A 16,727-nucleotide genomic window follows, 5' to 3' on the forward strand; every position below is an offset into this window, starting at 1 on the left:
GGAACCAATGGGCTCTAGTTTCGGGGCAAGGACGGGCAAATGTGGGTCAGTCCCCTAAGGGTCTGTCCCCGCATGGGGACTGACCCATTTTGGAACCAATGGGCTCTAGTTTCGGGGCAAGGACGGGCAAATGTGGGTCAGTCCCCGTTCGGGGACAGACCCTGAGGACAGACCCTGAGGACAGACCCTACAGCTTCCGGCCTTTCCCAGCCGCAATCCGCAACCGCAGCGCGTTCAGCTTGATGAAACCTTCGGCGTCTTTCTGATCATACGCACCCTGGTCTTCTTCAAAGGTGGCGATCTTTTCGTCGAACAGGGAGTCGTCAGACTTCCGGCCGACTACGTCCACGTTGCCTTTGTACAGCTTCAGGCGAACCGTGCCGTTCACGTAGGTTTGGGTCTGGTCGATCAGTGCCTGCAGGGCTTCGCGCTCCGGAGACCACCAGTAGCCGTTGTAGATGACCTCGGCGTAGCGGGGCATCAGGCTGTCTTTCAGGTGCGCCACTTCGCGGTCCAGGGTGATGGACTCGATAGCACGGTGGGCGCGCAGCATGATGGTGCCGCCCGGGGTTTCGTAGCAGCCGCGGGACTTCATGCCCACGTAGCGGTTCTCTACGATGTCGAGGCGGCCTATACCGTTGGCACCAGCTACCTTGTTCAGGGTTTCCAGCACTTCGTGGGGCTTCATTTCTTGACCATCAACGGCAACAATATCGCCCTTCTTGTAGGTCAGCTCCACGTAAGTCGGCTTGTCTGGCGCGGCTTCCGGAGACACGCTCCAACGCCACATATCTTCCTCGGCTTCCGCCCAGGGGTCTTCCAGGTTCATGCCTTCGTAGGAAATGTGCAGCAGGTTGGCGTCCATGGAGTACGGGCTCTTGCCCTTCTTCATTTCTACCGGAATGTTGCGCTCTTCGCAGTATTTCAGCAGTTTTTCACGGGAGTTCAGGTCCCACTCACGCCAGGGGGCAATTACCTTCACCCCCGGCTTCAGCGCGTAGGCACCCAGCTCAAAACGCACCTGGTCGTTACCCTTACCGGTTGCACCGTGGGAAATCGCATCAGCGCCGGTTTCATTGGCAATGTCGATCAAACGCTTGGCAATCAGCGGGCGGGCGATGGAAGTGCCCAGCAGGTACTCGCCTTCGTAGATGGTATTGGCGCGGAACATCGGGAACACGTAGTCGCGCACAAACTCTTCGCGCAGGTCCTCAATGTAGATTTCCTTAACGCCCAACGCTTCCGCCTTGGCGCGCGCCGGCTCAACTTCCTCGCCCTGGCCGATGTCGGCGGTGAACGTCACCACCTCACAGTTATAGGTGTCCTGCAACCACCGAACAATAACGGAAGTATCGAGGCCACCGGAATAAGCCAGCACCACCTTTTTGATATCAGACATGCCCTTGCTCCAGACTGAACAGAATGGATGTATTGAAAAGAAGGTGCGTATTGTACGGGAGTGCGGGGGGAATGGCTATTGGGCGGAAGAAGTCTGGAAAATGCGCTGCAACTCGCCGTTGTCACGCATGTGTTGCAGCGCTTCTTTGAAAAGGCGTGCGTGTTCCGGGTTGCCGCTGATGGGGGACATATACAGCCTGGCCTTTTGGCCTTTCACATGCTCCTGCTCACGAAACTCTTCGGCGGGAAAGTCGTAGGCATCAATTGTCATTGCAATATTGTGGTCACTTGCCAGCACTGCCGAAATCCGACCCAGCAACAGCATATCGATGGCTTGCCGAATATTATAAACCGGGACTTTCAGCACCGCCTCATCCGATTTGAACGCCTCGCCGAGATAGGTACCCCGCACATAGCCGACCCGCTTGCCGGCCAGTTGCTCCAGGGTCAACGGAAAATCGGTGTTACGCATTGCCAACAGCAACAGATTGATCTGAAGTACGGTATCGACAGGAACAGTGTTCTCGTCCAGCTCTGGACTTTGGAACAGGAAGGCAAATTGCGCTCGGCCCCTGGTAACGTCGAGAATAACCCGCCTCAAGGGCAACAGCTGCGCCCGGATAGGCACACCGGAAAGTTCTGATAAACGATCGATCAACTCAATCAGACTACCCTGCATCTCTCCTTGGTCATCCTGAAATCCCCAGGGCCAGACATCAGGAATGGCAAAAAGGGCAGCGGTGTCAGCCGAGCTGCCCCGTACCGATGGAACCGCGTCGTCATCGGCCTTGGCATGGGCTGCCACAACCAACAGGGCCAGAATAAGGCCCCGTAAAATTACCATTAACTTAACCAACTCCGGGCTCAGACCGCCTGCTGTTGGCTAACCACCTCATCACGAATACCATCCCAGCCATCCTTCACAGAACGCAGCAGGTTCAGCACTTCATCCAGCTTGGCAACGTCATTCTTGGCGCTGGCTTCCAGCAAGGTGCGCTCCATGTAGTCGTACAGAGCCTCCAGCCGGGTGGCCAGTTCACCGCCCTTTTCGAAATCCAGGAACGCCCTCAGGCCACCGATAATCTCAATGGCTTTGTTGAGCAACTGCCCTTTGGCCGCATAATCCTTGGCCTGAATCCGGGATTTGGCCATGTTGATACGCTCGATGGCCCCGTTGTACAGCAGCTGAATCAGCTTGTGCGGGTCTGCATCGGTGATGCTGGTTTGGGTATTAACGCGCTGATACGCCTGTAAACCGTTCATAAATAACCTCGTTCCACCGTTATCCGGTATGCCATGGTTGGCGGGCCATACATCAGTATAGCCGAATTAATCGTTCTGCCTGTTCGGAGCCAGGGCCGCCAGCTGCTGGCTGACATAGTCCCGCGTGTTGTTGAGCTGGGAGATCAGGGAATCGGCGGCACTGAACTGCTTTACCAGCCGCTCCTGATAACTTTCAATCCTCAAATCCAGCTTGATCCGGTCTTCCTGGATGCGCTCTGAGTCCCGGTTCAGGGCATCAGTGCGGGAGCTCAACGCACCGTCTGCACCCAGAATGCTCGTAATGGCATCTACCGCGCGCTCACTCACGCCCTCGATAAACTTCACCGAGCCGCGATTGCCAACGTCACCGCCGGTAATGCGTACCTGCAGGCCGGCGGCATCGCCACCCGCACTGTTTGCCAGGAACAGCACCTGGCCGTCGCCTTGGGCAGTTTGGCCGTTGATAGTGCCCTGGACATCCTGGCCGGCGGTGCCGGTGGCGGTGTTTAGACCAGTCACATTATTCAGGCTAGTCAGGCTTACGTTTGAGTCACTGCCAAAGCGATTCGATGTGAAAGTCAGCCCTTCGGTAGCGTCATAGCCCACCTGGACCGATCGGCCCGCAGCACTCAATGCTGAATTATTACGCAGTGCGTCCTGAATGGCAGCCGCAAAGTCGGCACCGGAATAGTCACCGGCCGCGATTGAGACCGTAGCATTCGTTTCCCCGTCTAGCCGGAAGGTAAAGCTGTTGTCAGCCTGCACCTGAATTGCATCCGCAGTGTCGGGGATCGCATAATTCAGGGCACCGCGAGTCGCCATTTGAGTGACGTTAATATCGTAGTCACCGGGCCGGGTGTTAGAGCCACTGCGAACAAATTCCACCTGGGAGTCGCTGGCTCTGCCCTGCTCGGCGAACAGTGCCGTAACATCATCCGGGTTCTCCCGAAGCTGCTGTTGAAACCTCTGACTATTGAACTGCAGCTCGCCAGTACGAAAATCCGTGCTGATGCCCACATCCGCCAGGCTGCGCACACTGGCGTTTTCCAGACCGGGAATAATATCCGTCAACACCCGTTTCAGTTGGTTCTGGATGTTACGGACCGTGGAGTCACCGGTCAGAATGCTGCCCTGGCCGGTTTCGCTATCAAACGAAGACAGCTCACGGATGGTTCCCTGCAACTCGTTGAATTTGCCCACGAACGCCTGAACACGCTCGGCAACCGCCGCCGTATCCTGCTCCACTTTGATAGTGGACTTGCCCTCACCGGTAATGTTGAAGGTCAGGCCATCCACCACATTTTCAATGGTATTGGTGGCACGGCGTATTTCCACGCCGTTGATTTCCATTACCGCATCGCTCGCCGCAATGGTCTGACGCATGCCATCCACGTTATCGGGGTCTGCTGTGTCAAAAGCGAAACGGCTGAGGCCAGGGGCTGCACCATCTTCAGACACGGAGATATTGACCGCATTGGCCTCACCGGTTTCGTCCGCAGACAACACCAGCTGGAACCCATTGCCGGTATCGATCACACCGGCAGACACGCCCGCATTGGCCTCGTTAATGGCATTCGCCAGGCCCTGCAGGGTGTCGTTGGAGGAATCAATGGTGATGTTAGTGGTCTTGTCGCCCACCTGAAGCGTCATAGTCCCCCGGCCAACGCTGGTGGCATCCCGGTCGGCAAACACATCCCGGCTGGCCAGAGCCTGGGACTGCGCCAGACTTTTCACATCCAGGCTGTAAGAACCGCGGCTGGCCTTGCCGGCATCCACCGACACATCAATATTGCTACCCGAGGAAGTGGCCGAAAACGACTTCATCGCATCCGCAGAACCGAGCTGACGCATAGGCAGACGCAGCTCCGTTACGGCACTACGCAGCATGCCATAAGCGGAAATAAGCGACTCTGTACGCTGGGTTTTCTGATCCAGCCGAACCTCGGTGGGCCTGCGCTCCGCAGCCACCAATTGGTCGACAAGATCCGACGTCAAAACGCCGGAGCCGATACCTAATGATGAAATACTGGCCATAACTGTGCCTCCTCTGGAGGGCGAATCTCTGTACTGATCAGTGTATCGGCAGCAGGCGGCAAAACTTTGCCCTTTTTCGGAAAATTCCTATGCCAATTTGTAACAGTGCGTAAACGCAGAACACCGCCGGACCCTCTCAGGTGCGGCGGTGCTGAAATACCGTCGTTTTCATCCGCGCAAAAGCGGCAAGCTTTTACACCTTGATGTTAAACAACGTCAGCGGTTCATCCTGCTGCAATTTTTCTGCCAACCTCATTGCCACTTCGTCAGGGATCTGGCGAATCACTTCCTGGGTTTGCTGATCAACCACCCTCACGATGGTCTGGCCCATTTCATTATCCACTTCAAACTGAAGATCCCGCTGCACGGTTTGAACAAAGTCGTTCAACTGGCTAACCGCCTCATCCAGTTCCTTGCGCTGCTCTTCATTACGGGCCTGCAGCTTTTCAGCTTGCGAAGCCTGTTGAGCAACCTGGGGCACCTGAACCTGGCGGGTACCGGCAGCCGAAGCTGCAAGGTCAGGGGCGTTCTGGCCCTCGGCCTGAGATGACGACATTGCCTTGGCCGGAGCCTGGGCGCCAGAGCGCACCAGCTTCAGGTCCGGGCTGTTCAGGTTAACGTCATTCATAGCTTTACCTCGCTATCCTTCAACGGCGGAAGGCCGGAACCCGAGGGTTCCGGCCGTTACCGCTATGCCCCTTACTGCAGGAGGGACAGAACCTGCTGCGGACGGGCGTTCGCCTGAGCCAGGACGGAGATACCGGCCTGCTGCAGTACCTGGGATTTGGCCAGGTTGGCAGTTTCTGCCGCGAAGTCAGCGTCCAGGATACGGCTGTTGGAAGCGCTGAGGTTTTCGGATGTTGTCGCAATATTTGAAATTGTGCTCTCAAAGCGGTTCTGAATCGCACCAAGATCGGCACGGGCACTGTTGATAGAGTCCAATGCTGCGTCGACTGAAGTTAGGGCGGTATTTGCACCCGCTACAGTGCCGATGTCAATTGCATTAAGAGCAGTGCCCGAAGCAGCAATAGTCTGAGTTGTAAACGCAGCATCAAAACCGGTTGTAAACTCGAAGTCTCCAGTTACGCCGGCTGGCGCCTTATAAGTGATGTCGAGAGTTCCACCTGTCGTTGCATCTGCAGCCAGGCCGTAATCAGCGGCGGTCGCCGCATCGTCAGCAGTGAAAGCGGTCGTGATGTTCCGACCATCTGCAGCCAGAAGATCCACACCAGACCCGTTGTCTACGGCTCGAACACCGGTAACGGACGATTGGGCGTTAATCGCATCCAGCGCAGCCTGACGATTAGAAGCTGCATCACCAGTGTTCGTAAGATTAATGGTAGTTCCGTTGATTTCAATCGAGTCTGCATCATTCAATGCACCAGTGACGTTCGAGGCCTGTCCAGCAGTTACAGTCTCGTTAGCGCTAACAACGAGGCCTGAAATGCCAGCTGAGTTTAATGCATTAGCAATTGCTTTCGCGTCATCGGCAACACTACCCAACTCGAACAACTGACCACCAACCGTGACTTCCTTCGCAACGGCAGTGTCATTAGCCGTTCCAATGCCAAACGCAGTCTCAGAGAAACCTCGGAACTGGCCCAGGTCTGAAGATTTAGCACTGGCGATACTATCTATGGTGATGGTTTGGCCTGCATTCGCACCTACCTGAAAGGCCTGCGCGTTGAAGCTGCCGTCAACTATCTTAAGACCGTTAAACTCTGTCTGAGTTGCGACGCGATCGATCTCTGAAACCAACTGCTCGACTTCAGCTTGCAATGCTTCACGGTCAGACGTGGAATTCGTCGCGTTAGCAGACTGAACGGCCAGTTCTCGAATCCGCTGCAGGTTGTTAGTTATCTCGTTCAGAGCGCCTTCGGCAGTCTGAGCCAGAGAAATGCCGTCATTAGCGTTACGCTGGGCCACATTCAAGCCACGGATCTGGGTTGAAAAACGCTCTGAAATCGCAAGACCAGCCGCATCATCTTTCGCGGAGTTAATACGCAGACCAGAAGACAACCGTTGCAGAGCCTGGTCGTTCATGCCCTGAGACTTGCTCAGCTGGTTCTGGGCGTTCAGTGAAGCGACGTTAGTGTTAATACCGAGAGCCATAATGCTTCTCCTTCGACAGATGTCGTTATTTCATGGAAAAGGTCTGGCGCCCGTTTTTTAGTTTGGGAGCGCCGCCCTGTTACTCTACTTAACGGCACTCCACCCGGTTGCTTTAGAAAAAATTCCAACAATTTTGTAAAGGAATGTAAAACGTGGAAGTTGGGGTCAGACCCCAGGGCATTTGGCGGAGTGAAATGTACGAACGCAACTCCACAAAACCGGCAACCCTTTTCCCTTCCCCACGTCAACTTTCCGGCACCAGGCAATCCCCTGCTCAAAACCTGACCTAAAAACCATCAATTAAAACAGCAATATAACGCCGATTTCTTAAAACTGGCACACCCTTCGCTTGGCATCAGGCAAAACGGCAATTTAACGAATTTCCGCCGGCAAGGGTTCCCCTTTCAGTGGGCACCAGGCTACCGGCACCTCTGAGCAGGAGAATAGATATGCCTCAGGTCATCAACACCAACATTGCGTCGCTGAATGCTCAGCGCAATCTGAATGCTTCGCAGGGCGATGCCAACGTGGCACTGCAACGGTTGTCTTCTGGCCTGCGGATTAATTCTGCTAAAGACGATGCGGCAGGCCTGGCGATTTCCGAGCGGTTCCAGTCACAGATTGCCGGCCTTAACCAGGCCCAGCGGAACGCCAACGATGGCATCTCCCTGGCGCAAACGGCTGAGGGAGCGATGGATGAGATTACCAACAACCTGCAGCGCATTCGGGAGTTGGCGGTTCAGTCGGCTAATGCGACGAATTCTCAATCTGACCAAGAGGCCCTCAATCAGGAGGTGCAACAACGGATTGAGGAAATAAATCGGATAGCCAGCCAGACATCTTTTAACGGTTTAAAGATTCTTGACGGAACTTTCGACACCCAGACGTTCCAGGTAGGCGCCAACACTGGCGAGACCATCTCCGTAAGCGGGCTGGATTCTAGAGGTAGCCAGATCGGCTCTATCCTGAGTTACACGAACGGCATCGAAGACAATGTTCTTGATATCGATACGAGTGTGTTTACTACGGATGCGCTGGGCTTGACCTACACTGCCGGCGTGACCTTCACAACAGTTGAAATCGACGGTCAAGCACTCACTATTCCGGCTATAGCCGCAGATCCAGGCAACACAATTGGGGATGTGCAAACAAGCCTACAAAATGCGATAGACGCAGACTCCGAGCTCAGCCAGCTTGGAATTACGGTTGGGGTCGATGCAGATTCTCTCACCTTCACCAGCGAAAACGGCGAGGCTGTGCCTGTCAACCTATCGCTCACTGATGGCACCGCCACATACTCTCAAGAGTTCAATCTGGCAGCTGCGGAAATCACGTCCATTGGTTCAACGTTTGATGATAAGGAATCAATTGACTTTGTCGTGACGGTGAATGGTCAGGAAATCGACGTAACAGCATCATCGCTCAACGACATCATTGCAAAAGTCAACTCACAAAGCCCAGCGACAGGCGTCAAAGCGTTTCTCGACTCTGATAATGACGAGATCATTTTCTCGTCACAATTCGGTCAGCCATTTGAAGTACTTATTCAATCAGATACCGATGGAAACGGCGATTTCACCGATCCTTTTGACGTTAACCTCACCATCACAGGCGATGCATCAAACACCACTACGCTAAATGACATCGATATATCAACGCGAGACGGCGCGGAAGTTGCCATGATCGCCGTCGACTTCGCCATAGACACCATCAACGGCTTCCGAGCCGAGCTGGGCGCGGTCCAAAACCGCTTCGAATCCACCATCGCCAATCTGAGCACAACCTCAGAAAACCTCTCGGCCTCCAACAGCCGAATCCGCGATGCCGACTTCGCCGCAGAAACCGCCGAATTGGCTCGCACCCAGGTGCTCCAGCAGGCTGGTCTCTCCGTACTGGCCCAGGCTAATGCCAGGCCCCAGCAGGTGCTCCAGCTACTGCAGGGCTAACCTCCTGCAGCACAACCAAAACGGCCGGGCTATTCACCCGGCCGTTTTACTTTTGGGGTCAGACCCCAAGACATTTCACCCCATCAAATGTTCTGGGGTCTGACCCCAAATTCGTTTTCCTCGTTTCAGCCATGAATAGCCAACTATGCCTCCACACGCTAAACTAAGCCAGTTGAACTAAGCACCACCAAATGGAGGGCCACATGGAATCCGTCAACATGCACGAGGCAAAAACCCGCCTGTCACAACTGGTTGCCCGCGCCGCCAAGGGCGAAGCCTTTATCATCGCAAAGGCGGGTAAGCCGGTTGCCAGGGTAACCGCTTACGATTCTCCCGAATTAGGCCAACAGAAACGAATGGGTTTTTTGGCGGGCGAGTTCAAAGTGCCGGACGATTTTGATCGGATGGGGCAAGACGAGATAACCGAGCTGTTCGGAGGGTAACGTGAACCTTCTTCTGGATACTCACCTACTACTCTGGGCCGCAGCGGAGCCAGATAAGCTATCCCCGGAAGCAGCAGCTATGATCAGTAACGACAGTAACCGGCTGTACTTCAGCGCTGCCAGCATCTGGGAGGTAGTGATCAAGAACGGCTTGGGGCGGCCAGACTTTCATGTTGACCCACATCTCCTGCGGCGCGGGCTGGTTGATAATGGCTATACAGAATTGGCAATTTCATCACTGCACACCTTGGCCGTCAGCCACCTGCCGGAAATCCACAAAGACCCATTCGATAGAATCCTGATTGCTCAGGCAGAGACAGAGGGTTTTCTGTTGCTAACGGCCGATGACCTGGTTGCACGCTACCCCGGCCCTGTCCGCCGAATCTAATTTGGGGTCAGACCCCAAGACATTTCACCCCATCAAATGTCCGGGGGTCTGACCCCACCCTAACCCTTAGCAAACACCCCCTCAAACAAAGCCGTTCTCCGAAGCCGTTGCTCAGCCTCCTCGCGGAACAGCACTCGCTCCGGGTTCAACTCAATCAACCCCAACAGCCTAAACAGGCGGATTACTCTGGAATCCAGTGCCCAGCGGGTTTGTTGTTCTTCGCTGGCATACGGCCGCGGGAGCGCTGAAAGGGGCAATTGCGGGAAGGCCGCCAGCATGTCGTTAATGTAGCCATCAACCGGCAACCAGTCGCCGCCTTTCTCTGCCTGCAACCACAAGAAGAAGGGGCCGACGGTTTGTATATCTTCCAGCCCATCGTAGTGGTCCATCCAGGCCCAGTTGAATTCTGAGAACGCAGCGGCCAGCATGTCCTGGTACAGGGTTAGCCAGCCTTTGGTATCAAGGCGTTTGGCGGCGGCTTTCTTCAGCAGCAGGCGGCAGCGCATCAACGTCGCTCTCCGCAAACAGAGCATCCCGCTCTGGAAGCAGCTGATTGATCTCCTCCAGGTTCACAAACTCCGGATCAAACTCCCCACCCCACCACTCCTTCACATCCTCGTGTTCCAGGTGCGCGGGGTCATACATTGCATTCAAAAATTCGTGGTAACCGTGAACGCCGCCCACATCTTCCGGCGGGCACTGGCGGGCGGCTTTTATGCAGCGGGGCAATTGCCCTTCATCGCCTGCGGGCAGAATCTTCTCCAGCTTCACCTGGTGTTCCCAACTATCGCCAAAATCATACTCATATTTGATGGCCTGGCCTTCCCGCGTCAGAACACTGCCCACCCGCAAGCGGGTTTCATCCAGAAACCCCATCATGTCATCTTCATCCTCCGCCGGGTCGCCAATCAGCCGTCCATCCGCCGCCTGGAACAAATGCAGATGCGACGCCCGCCATCCCATGGCGACCTGGATAACCCGGTGTAAATCCTGAAACGTCGCCTCCGGCGAAATCAGTAAGCGCCGCCAGATGGGCGGCCTGATGCCAGAAAGCGTGACTTTAACCTGATAAACACCTTTACCCTGCGCACCCATAACCGATCCTATTTTTGGGGTCAGACCCCAAGACATTTCGAGGCTGCAAATGTATTGGGGTCTGACCCCAAATTCAAACACCAAACTGGCACACCTTTCGCAACACCTCATTCAAAGCACGGCAAACCGTCAAAAAACTGCAGACCTTTGCCGCATCGAATCATGGCTGGTAACGAGGTGTTCCATGCACGTACAACATCACAATGCTCATCTTCCCCGCTCGGTTCAGGCGCAGGCGGCGCGGTTGGTTTTGCAGGCAAATCTGGCGTATGGGGAGTCCAACAGCAACGGGCTTTCCTATATGGAGCGGCTGAAGGCACGGCGTGAATGCCGGGAGTACCTGGACCAGGCGCTGGCGTTGGAGGCGGAGAACGCGGCAGCCCTTGGGCTGTTGGGCCGGGTGGAGATGGACGACGGCCAGCTTGAGAAAGCCCATGCGCTGTTCAACGCCAGCCTGAACAGCCAGCCGGGGCAGGCACAGCAGTATTGCAACCTGGGTTACTGGGCAATGAAAAGTGAGCGCCCGGCCCTGGCGGAGGAATACTTCCTGCGGGCGCTGGAGTGCGACCGGCAATCCGCCGCCGCTTTCTGTGGTATCGCTCACGCCAAGCGCCTGCAAGGGCAATTCGATGTGGCCTACCTTCATTATCGCAAGCTTTTGCAAACCGGTTCCCACTGGGATTCGGTGTATTCCGGCATGCTAACCTGCGCGCTGCACCTGCAGATTCACAAGGCAGACACCGACCTGGCGCAGGATGCCATCGCCCTGCTACGCAAAGACGGCCTGCCGCACCAGGAAATCGGCCGGTTTGTCGGCGCCATCATCCAGCAGCAGTACGATCTGGATAACCCAAATGCCGAGGTATTCCTGGATGCTGCAGCCGAAGACGAACTGCTGATTCTGGCCCTGCAGAAAACCCTGATGCCCAACGCCGCCGTGGAAGAACTGGTGGTGATGCTGCGCCGCGCGATCATGGCGGAAGTGGCGCAAACCGCCAGCCTGCGGGACGAACTGCAGCCCCTGTGCCTCGCCATTGCCGAATACGCGGACCGCACCGGTTACGCACTGGCGGCCGAGGACGATGAAGAGCGCCTGGCGACCACGATCAACGACAGCATTGTGGCGCAATTGGCCGTACGCGAACCCCAGGAAGCCCTGATTGGCTCGCTGATGATCAGCGCTATGTATGGTGCCCTGTTCCATCAAAGCTTTGCCATGCAACTGGGGCAATGGAACCTGGTGGACTGGCCCCTGGCCATGCAGCCGATGATGGCCGCCAGCTATTACAGCCGCGCTGAAGAAGAAGCCATCAAACAGAATTTTGACGAGAAGGCGGAAGAGCTCTGCCTGGCCAAAACCGACGTGCCGCAAGCCTGGCCCGCGTGGAGCCAACTGGCCTACCGCACCGAAACCAGCCTGAAAGCCGTGATGGCCCAGGAGCTTGGCCTGAACACAGACAACCTGCCCTCCACCCTGCGCATTCTGGTGTGCGGCGCCCAGTCCGGCCAGCGCGCCATGGAGCTGGCGCAGTACCTGGATGACGTGGAAGTGATCGCGGTGGACGAGTCCCTGGCCAACATCGCCAAGGCCACGCGCATGGCACAAACCCTGAACATGGACAACATCGTGTTCTGGCCCTGGTCCATCGCCCAGCGTTTTGTGGCCGATGGCCATCAGGTGCATTGGGTAGAAGTGGGCCGCCTGCCCTCACCGGCCATGACTGAGCTTTCCCTGGCGGCACTCATCAACAGCGCATCTACCAGCGGCGCAGTCGTTCACATGCACACCAGCATGGGCGAGCAAACCGCCGGCGACAAGCAAATCCGCCGCCTGGTGCAGGAACACGGGCTGCAACCCACCCGCATCAGTCTGCGCCAGCTTCGCCGCATGGTGCTGGCCAACAAACAAGACTCGGTCTGGGCCAGCCTGTTGCAAGACGACGACTTCTACAGCCTCGGCGGCTGCCGCGACCGCTGGTTCCGCCCGCAGGACTCAGCCCAACTGAAAGAACTGCTGGCACTGGTCAGTAACGAAGTGGAATGGAAATTGATCAAAGCCCGGGACGAAGACGGCCACAGCCTGGCCACCGCCCCCGTGCAGCGTCAAATCCAGGCCGAAGCCCTGGGCAGTGAAGTGCAAAGCCTCATGGGCCAGAACCTCAGCGTCTACTTCCAACGCCGCAGATAAACGTTGGGGTCAGACCCCCGGACATTTGGCAGCATCAAATGTCTTGGGGTCTGACCCCAATTTTACAAATTTACATGTAGGGGATCAGGGATTCGCCGTAAAGGTGCAGGTCTTCCAGAATCTGCAGCTTCTGAGGGGGTAGTTCCGGGTCGGCGGCGAGTTTTTGTAGGATGCGGCCGTAGTCTTCCAGCGAGCGCCAGCCTTTCTTGGGGTGCATCAGGCGTTGGCTGCGGAATTCTTCCCAGCGTTCCATGTCTTCTCCGCTCAGGGTGCCGGGGTAATTACGGGCGCGGTAACGGAACAGCATGTCTGGCAGGCGGGCGTCTTCAAAGCTCACTTCCTGTTCGCCCAGGGTATCTGCCGGTTGGGTTAGCAGCCAGTTCAGTTTCTCGCGGTCGGTTTTGCTGATAAAGCCGCCGGCGTAGAGTTGTTCATCCGGGTCGGTCAGGTCGCTGCCAGCAAAATCCTGCTCGAAGGCCTCGGCGATGCGGGCCGGCAGGTCTGGTGCTTGCCGCAGTTTGGCGAGGTTGGCGCGCAATACATCGCCGTCCAGCTCCAGTTCCGCCAGCCTTTCAGGCGAGAGTGTTGATAGCATATTGGCCGGCGCCAGCACCGGGCACTTGTTCAACTGCACACCCTTCAACGGAAAACGGCTAACACCCTCACCCAGTTCTGCCTGTGACGTAAATACCCGCTCGCGAATCTGCTCTACCGTGGCGTTGATCAGTTCATTAGGGTCTTCCCGCAAGTCGTACACTATCACCTGGTTCTTGTTGCTCAGGCTTTCCGCCACTGGCGCCACCAATGCGCAGCACCCGCGGGTGGCCGGATACTTGGCGGAAATGTGGAACACGGGTTTCATGGCGGCGGTGTCGAACATTTGCCGGGCGGAGTGCTTGTCTTTGTTGTTCAGCACAAACTCGAACAGCTTGGGCTGCTTCTCTTTTATGAGTTTGGCCACGGCGATGGTGGCCAGTACATCAGACATGGCATCGTGGGCCGCTTCGTGGGCGATGCCGTTAGCCACCGTCAACTCCTCCAGTTTGAAACTGGGGCTGCCGTCTTCTTTTTTCGGCCAGTTGATGCCGTCCGGGCGCAGGGCGTAGGTCAGGCGCACCATGTCGATGATGTCCCAGCGGGAGTTGCCGTTCTGCCATTCCCGGGCGTAAGGATCACGCAGGTTTCGGTACAGGGTATGGCGGGTCACTTCATCATCAAAGCGCAGGCTGTTGTAGCCCACGGCGCAGGTGCCGGGCTGGCTGAAGGCTTCGTTGATCTGTGCGATAAACTCCGCTTCCGGAAAGCCGTCTTCCAGCGCTTTTTGCGGAGTAATACCGGTAATCAGGCAGGCTTCCGGGGAAGGCAGGTAATCGTCTGCCGGTTTGCAGTAGATCACCAAGGGATCTTCGATCACGTTCAGATCGGCATCGGTGCGTACTCCGGCGAACTGGGAGGGGCGGTCATGAACCGGGTCCACACCGAAAGTTTCGTAATCGTGCCAGTAGAAAGAACGGATCAAGGGAGCACTCCTGCCAAACGGATCAATGGCAGGAGTCTACCAAAATTCAAAACAACTTCGTCCCCATATCCACCTGATGAGTCCGCAACCGGTCTACACCCTCACCGGTCAACTGGCTCAAGTCCACCGTCATATTGGTGGGCAGGTTGATAAACACCCCCTTACCCACACTGATGGTATTGGCGCCATTCAGGCTTTGCCAGGCCACATTCTCATCACGCTGGAAACCGATGAAGAAGCCATCGGTAAAGGCAACCTCGCCCTCTGCCGCACCTTCGTCACCCACGATGATGGAACGCAGGTTGGTTAGCGGCGCGCAGTTCACGCCAGAAACACAGGACAAGGGCTCATCGCCATTGGGCACAATACCAATATGAGAGGCACGATAGTTGGTGGCGGTTTCGCCCTCACCGGCAAACAAGGCAGTGTCGTAAATGGAGCCCGACACTTCCTCCCGTACCTTAAGGCCGGGCAAGGCTCCACTAAAGCTGGTGGTATGAGAAGACACCGAACCCCGCGCCTGCTGGAACCCCAAACGGAAACCCGCCAGACCGCCGGCATCTTCGGCTAATTCGATATATGGCCGCTGGGCCTCAAAGGGAATAACCTCACCTTCGTTATAGGTTCGGCCATTGAATACTTCGCCGTCGGCACGGGCGATATGCCCAAGCGCCAGGTGGCTTGCGGAGAAGTCGGTGCCGCCATCAATCTGGCCCACCTGAATGTCGTCTACATTTACCCGCGTTTCTACGTCCATACCCAGGGTCATCCGGGTGAAGTCATGGTTTTCGCCGGCAATGATTTCTACCTGCATAAAAGCCTGCCCGGTCACCTCGCCCATTGCATCATCTGAAATGGGCTTAAGATCGGCCTGGGCAACGGGCGAAATACCCAGGCAGAACGTGGCAAGGGCAGCGTATCCATACGCTTGCGTCTTCATATTAGTGTCTCTGATTGTTTTTGTGAGTCAGTTTCCGACGCCGACTCATGCCGCCCGCTTATTTTGTTATTTCGGTGCTGGCATACGGCCACGTTATTCTTTGTAACGTTCTGTGTCTTTTTGACCGTCACCAGACTATAGCGGAGGCCCACGCGTACATAGAGTGACCAAAATCACATTCACCCATTACGTAGATGTCATTTCCCCGTTAAGCATGATCGCCATCACAGGATTACACTTATCCTCACCTGCCCAAAGCACGGAAGAAACAATAACCAGAGCACCGGAAATCAATGATGTAGCCTATAGATACATATCATCCGGCGCTGCTATACTTAATCACTTTACCCATGGCACTGATCAACCACCGATGTCTACCCAGATCCTGATTTGCGACGACTCAGCCCTCGCCCGCAAGCAAATGGCCCGGGCACTGCCTGCTGGCCTGGCGGACGACATCCTGTTTGCCACCAACGGCGAAGAGGCCCTGCAAATTCTTCGCGGCCACAAGGCCGAGCTTCTGTTTCTGGATCTCAACATGCCAGAAATGGACGGTTATCAGGTACTTGAACATATCCGCAAGGAAGACCTCCCCGTCTTGACCATCGTGGTCTCCGGCGACATTCAGCCCGAAGCCAGGGAGCGGGTGCGTAAACTCGGCGCCATCGACTTCATTAAAAAGCCCACAGATACAGAGCTCGTCGTAAGAATGCTGGAAGAATATGGCTTCTATCGCCCCGGCGAGCTGGAAAATGCGGCGCTGCAGGACACGACCCTCAGCAGCAAAAGCAGCAAACCAGCAGAAATCTCCGTTAGCCTGAACGACTACCTGCAGGAAATCGCCAACGTGGCCATGGGCCGCTCGTCTGATCTGCTCGCCCGCCTGCTACGAGTTTTTGTACAGCAGCCCATTCCAAAAGTGGCGTTTATTGCCAACTCAGAGCTGCATATGGCTATCTCCGCCGCTCAGAAAGGCGAAGCTTACTCCGCCGTTTGCCAGGGCTTCACCGGTGCCGGCATTGCGGGCGAAGCACTGTTGCTGTTCGAAGACGCCAGCTTTCAGGAAATGGCCGAACTGCTGCATTACGATGTGGTTGAAGGCGAAGCCGTTAACGTGGAAGTGCTGATGGACATGTCCAGTATCCTGTTCGGCGCCTTTCTGAACGGCATCGGCGACCAGCTGGACCTGAAACTTGGCCTGGGCCATCCTACCGTACTCGGCCAACATCGCCCCATCAACGAACTGCTGGAGCACCACAGCAAACGAGAAGAACAGTTGCTGTGCATTGAAATAAGCTACGCTATCGAAAACCGCGATATCCATTGCAACATGCTGACTCTCTTCACCGAAGACTCAGTTCCCTTCCTCGAAAAACGTCTTGAATACCTGGTGGATTGACC

Annotated in this window: 15 protein-coding genes; 5 read left to right on the top strand and 10 right to left on the bottom strand. The window is 56.0% G+C overall.

The annotated features are described in order from the left end of the window. Positions 1-187: 187 nt before the first annotated feature. The 6 genes from ACTZWX_RS13420 to ACTZWX_RS13445 form a co-directional block, all read right to left on the bottom strand. Positions 188-1,399 carry an argininosuccinate synthase gene (locus tag ACTZWX_RS13420; RefSeq protein ID WP_061333619.1) on the bottom strand — a complete coding sequence of 404 codons (1,212 nt, stop codon included), beginning with the start codon at positions 1,397-1,399 and terminating at the stop codon, positions 188-190. Between the two features lie 75 nt (positions 1,400-1,474). Beyond that, positions 1,475-2,242: a substrate-binding periplasmic protein gene (locus tag ACTZWX_RS13425; protein WP_444714352.1), complete on the bottom strand. Its 768-nt coding sequence runs from the start codon at positions 2,240-2,242 to the stop codon at positions 1,475-1,477. 20 nt (positions 2,243-2,262) lie between these two features. Next, complete coding sequence (gene fliS, locus ACTZWX_RS13430) at positions 2,263-2,661, bottom strand: flagellar export chaperone FliS (protein WP_444714353.1); 399 nt, start codon at positions 2,659-2,661, stop codon at positions 2,263-2,265. A 66-nt stretch (positions 2,662-2,727) separates the two neighbouring features. Next, on the bottom strand, positions 2,728-4,695 hold the full coding sequence (gene fliD, locus ACTZWX_RS13435; RefSeq protein ID WP_444714354.1) for a flagellar filament capping protein FliD: 1,968 nt from the start codon (positions 4,693-4,695) through the stop codon (positions 2,728-2,730). Positions 4,696-4,888: 193 nt separating this feature from the next. Further along, complete coding sequence (locus ACTZWX_RS13440; protein WP_444714355.1) at positions 4,889-5,323, bottom strand: flagellar protein FlaG; 435 nt, start codon at positions 5,321-5,323, stop codon at positions 4,889-4,891. A 71-nt stretch (positions 5,324-5,394) separates the two neighbouring features. Beyond that, positions 5,395-6,807, bottom strand: a complete 1,413-nt coding sequence (locus ACTZWX_RS13445) for a flagellin (RefSeq protein WP_444714356.1) — start codon at positions 6,805-6,807, stop codon at positions 5,395-5,397. 449 nt (positions 6,808-7,256) lie between these two features. Between ACTZWX_RS13445 and ACTZWX_RS13450 the strand changes: the two genes are divergently transcribed. The 3 genes from ACTZWX_RS13450 to ACTZWX_RS13460 all read left to right on the top strand — a co-directional run bounded on the left by ACTZWX_RS13450 (position 7,257) and on the right by ACTZWX_RS13460 (position 9,584). Then, entirely contained in the window at positions 7,257-8,753 is a 1,497-nt protein-coding gene (locus tag ACTZWX_RS13450; protein ID WP_444714357.1) for a flagellin, read from the top strand. 203 nt (positions 8,754-8,956) lie between these two features. Beyond that, the gene (locus ACTZWX_RS13455; protein ID WP_444714358.1) at positions 8,957-9,196 is read left to right on the top strand and encodes a type II toxin-antitoxin system Phd/YefM family antitoxin; all 240 of its coding nucleotides are present in this window, start codon (positions 8,957-8,959) and stop codon (positions 9,194-9,196) included. Position 9,197: 1 nt separating this feature from the next. Beyond that, positions 9,198-9,584, top strand: a complete 387-nt coding sequence (locus tag ACTZWX_RS13460; protein ID WP_444714359.1) for a type II toxin-antitoxin system VapC family toxin — start codon at positions 9,198-9,200, stop codon at positions 9,582-9,584. A 59-nt stretch (positions 9,585-9,643) separates the two neighbouring features. Here ACTZWX_RS13460 and ACTZWX_RS13465 read toward each other — a convergent pair whose 3' ends face one another. Further along, a complete protein-coding gene (locus ACTZWX_RS13465) occupies positions 9,644-10,090 on the bottom strand; it encodes a hypothetical protein (RefSeq protein WP_444714360.1) in 447 nt (148 codons plus the stop codon). Next, positions 10,044-10,679 (bottom strand): plasmid pRiA4b ORF-3 family protein, encoded by a 636-nt coding sequence (locus ACTZWX_RS13470; RefSeq protein ID WP_444714361.1) that lies wholly within the window; start codon positions 10,677-10,679, stop codon positions 10,044-10,046. The genes ACTZWX_RS13465 and ACTZWX_RS13470 overlap by 47 nt, the downstream gene beginning before the upstream one ends. Before the next feature lie 184 nt (positions 10,680-10,863). On the opposite strand from ACTZWX_RS13470, the gene ACTZWX_RS13475 reads away from it, so the two are divergent. Continuing rightward, positions 10,864-12,867: a hypothetical protein gene (locus ACTZWX_RS13475; protein WP_444714362.1), complete on the top strand. Its 2,004-nt coding sequence runs from the start codon at positions 10,864-10,866 to the stop codon at positions 12,865-12,867. A gap of 70 nt (positions 12,868-12,937) precedes the next feature. Here the strand turns inward: ACTZWX_RS13475 and sbcB are convergent, their stop codons facing one another. Both sbcB and ACTZWX_RS13485 read right to left on the bottom strand, forming a co-directional pair. Beyond that, the gene (sbcB, locus tag ACTZWX_RS13480) at positions 12,938-14,386 is read right to left on the bottom strand and encodes an exodeoxyribonuclease I (protein ID WP_444714363.1); all 1,449 of its coding nucleotides are present in this window, start codon (positions 14,384-14,386) and stop codon (positions 12,938-12,940) included. A 46-nt stretch (positions 14,387-14,432) separates the two neighbouring features. Beyond that, positions 14,433-15,326, bottom strand: coding sequence for a DUF6160 family protein (locus ACTZWX_RS13485; RefSeq protein ID WP_444714364.1), 894 nt, complete (start codon positions 15,324-15,326; stop codon positions 14,433-14,435). 370 nt (positions 15,327-15,696) lie between these two features. Between ACTZWX_RS13485 and ACTZWX_RS13490 the strand changes: the two genes are divergently transcribed. Then, the gene (locus ACTZWX_RS13490) at positions 15,697-16,725 is read left to right on the top strand and encodes a response regulator (RefSeq protein WP_444714365.1); all 1,029 of its coding nucleotides are present in this window, start codon (positions 15,697-15,699) and stop codon (positions 16,723-16,725) included. Positions 16,726-16,727 lie beyond the last annotated feature (2 nt).

The sequence above is a fragment of the Marinobacter sp. NSM genome (assembly GCF_052380025.1).
In the GTDB taxonomy this organism is placed as follows: Bacteria; Pseudomonadota; Gammaproteobacteria; order Pseudomonadales; family Oleiphilaceae; genus Marinobacter.

Bases quoted from the DNA above. Each gene is read 5' to 3' on its own strand.
- ACTZWX_RS13420 (WP_061333619.1), bottom strand. From the start codon at position 1,399: ATGTCTGATATCAAAAAGGTGGTGCTGGCTTATTCCGGTGGCCTCGAT.
- ACTZWX_RS13425 (WP_444714352.1), bottom strand. From the start codon at position 2,242: ATGGTAATTTTACGGGGCCTTATTCTGGCCCTGTTGGTTGTGGCAGCC.
- fliS (WP_444714353.1), bottom strand. From the start codon at position 2,661: ATGAACGGTTTACAGGCGTATCAGCGCGTTAATACCCAAACCAGCATC.
- fliD (WP_444714354.1), bottom strand. From the start codon at position 4,695: ATGGCCAGTATTTCATCATTAGGTATCGGCTCCGGCGTTTTGACGTCG.
- ACTZWX_RS13440 (WP_444714355.1), bottom strand. From the start codon at position 5,323: ATGAATGACGTTAACCTGAACAGCCCGGACCTGAAGCTGGTGCGCTCT.
- ACTZWX_RS13445 (WP_444714356.1), bottom strand. From the start codon at position 6,807: ATGGCTCTCGGTATTAACACTAACGTCGCTTCACTGAACGCCCAGAAC.
- ACTZWX_RS13450 (WP_444714357.1), top strand. From the start codon at position 7,257: ATGCCTCAGGTCATCAACACCAACATTGCGTCGCTGAATGCTCAGCGC.
- ACTZWX_RS13455 (WP_444714358.1), top strand. From the start codon at position 8,957: ATGGAATCCGTCAACATGCACGAGGCAAAAACCCGCCTGTCACAACTG.
- ACTZWX_RS13465 (WP_444714360.1), bottom strand. From the start codon at position 10,090: ATGCGCTGCCGCCTGCTGCTGAAGAAAGCCGCCGCCAAACGCCTTGAT.
- ACTZWX_RS13470 (WP_444714361.1), bottom strand. From the start codon at position 10,679: ATGGGTGCGCAGGGTAAAGGTGTTTATCAGGTTAAAGTCACGCTTTCT.
- ACTZWX_RS13475 (WP_444714362.1), top strand. From the start codon at position 10,864: ATGCACGTACAACATCACAATGCTCATCTTCCCCGCTCGGTTCAGGCG.
- ACTZWX_RS13485 (WP_444714364.1), bottom strand. From the start codon at position 15,326: ATGAAGACGCAAGCGTATGGATACGCTGCCCTTGCCACGTTCTGCCTG.
- ACTZWX_RS13490 (WP_444714365.1), top strand. From the start codon at position 15,697: ATGTCTACCCAGATCCTGATTTGCGACGACTCAGCCCTCGCCCGCAAG.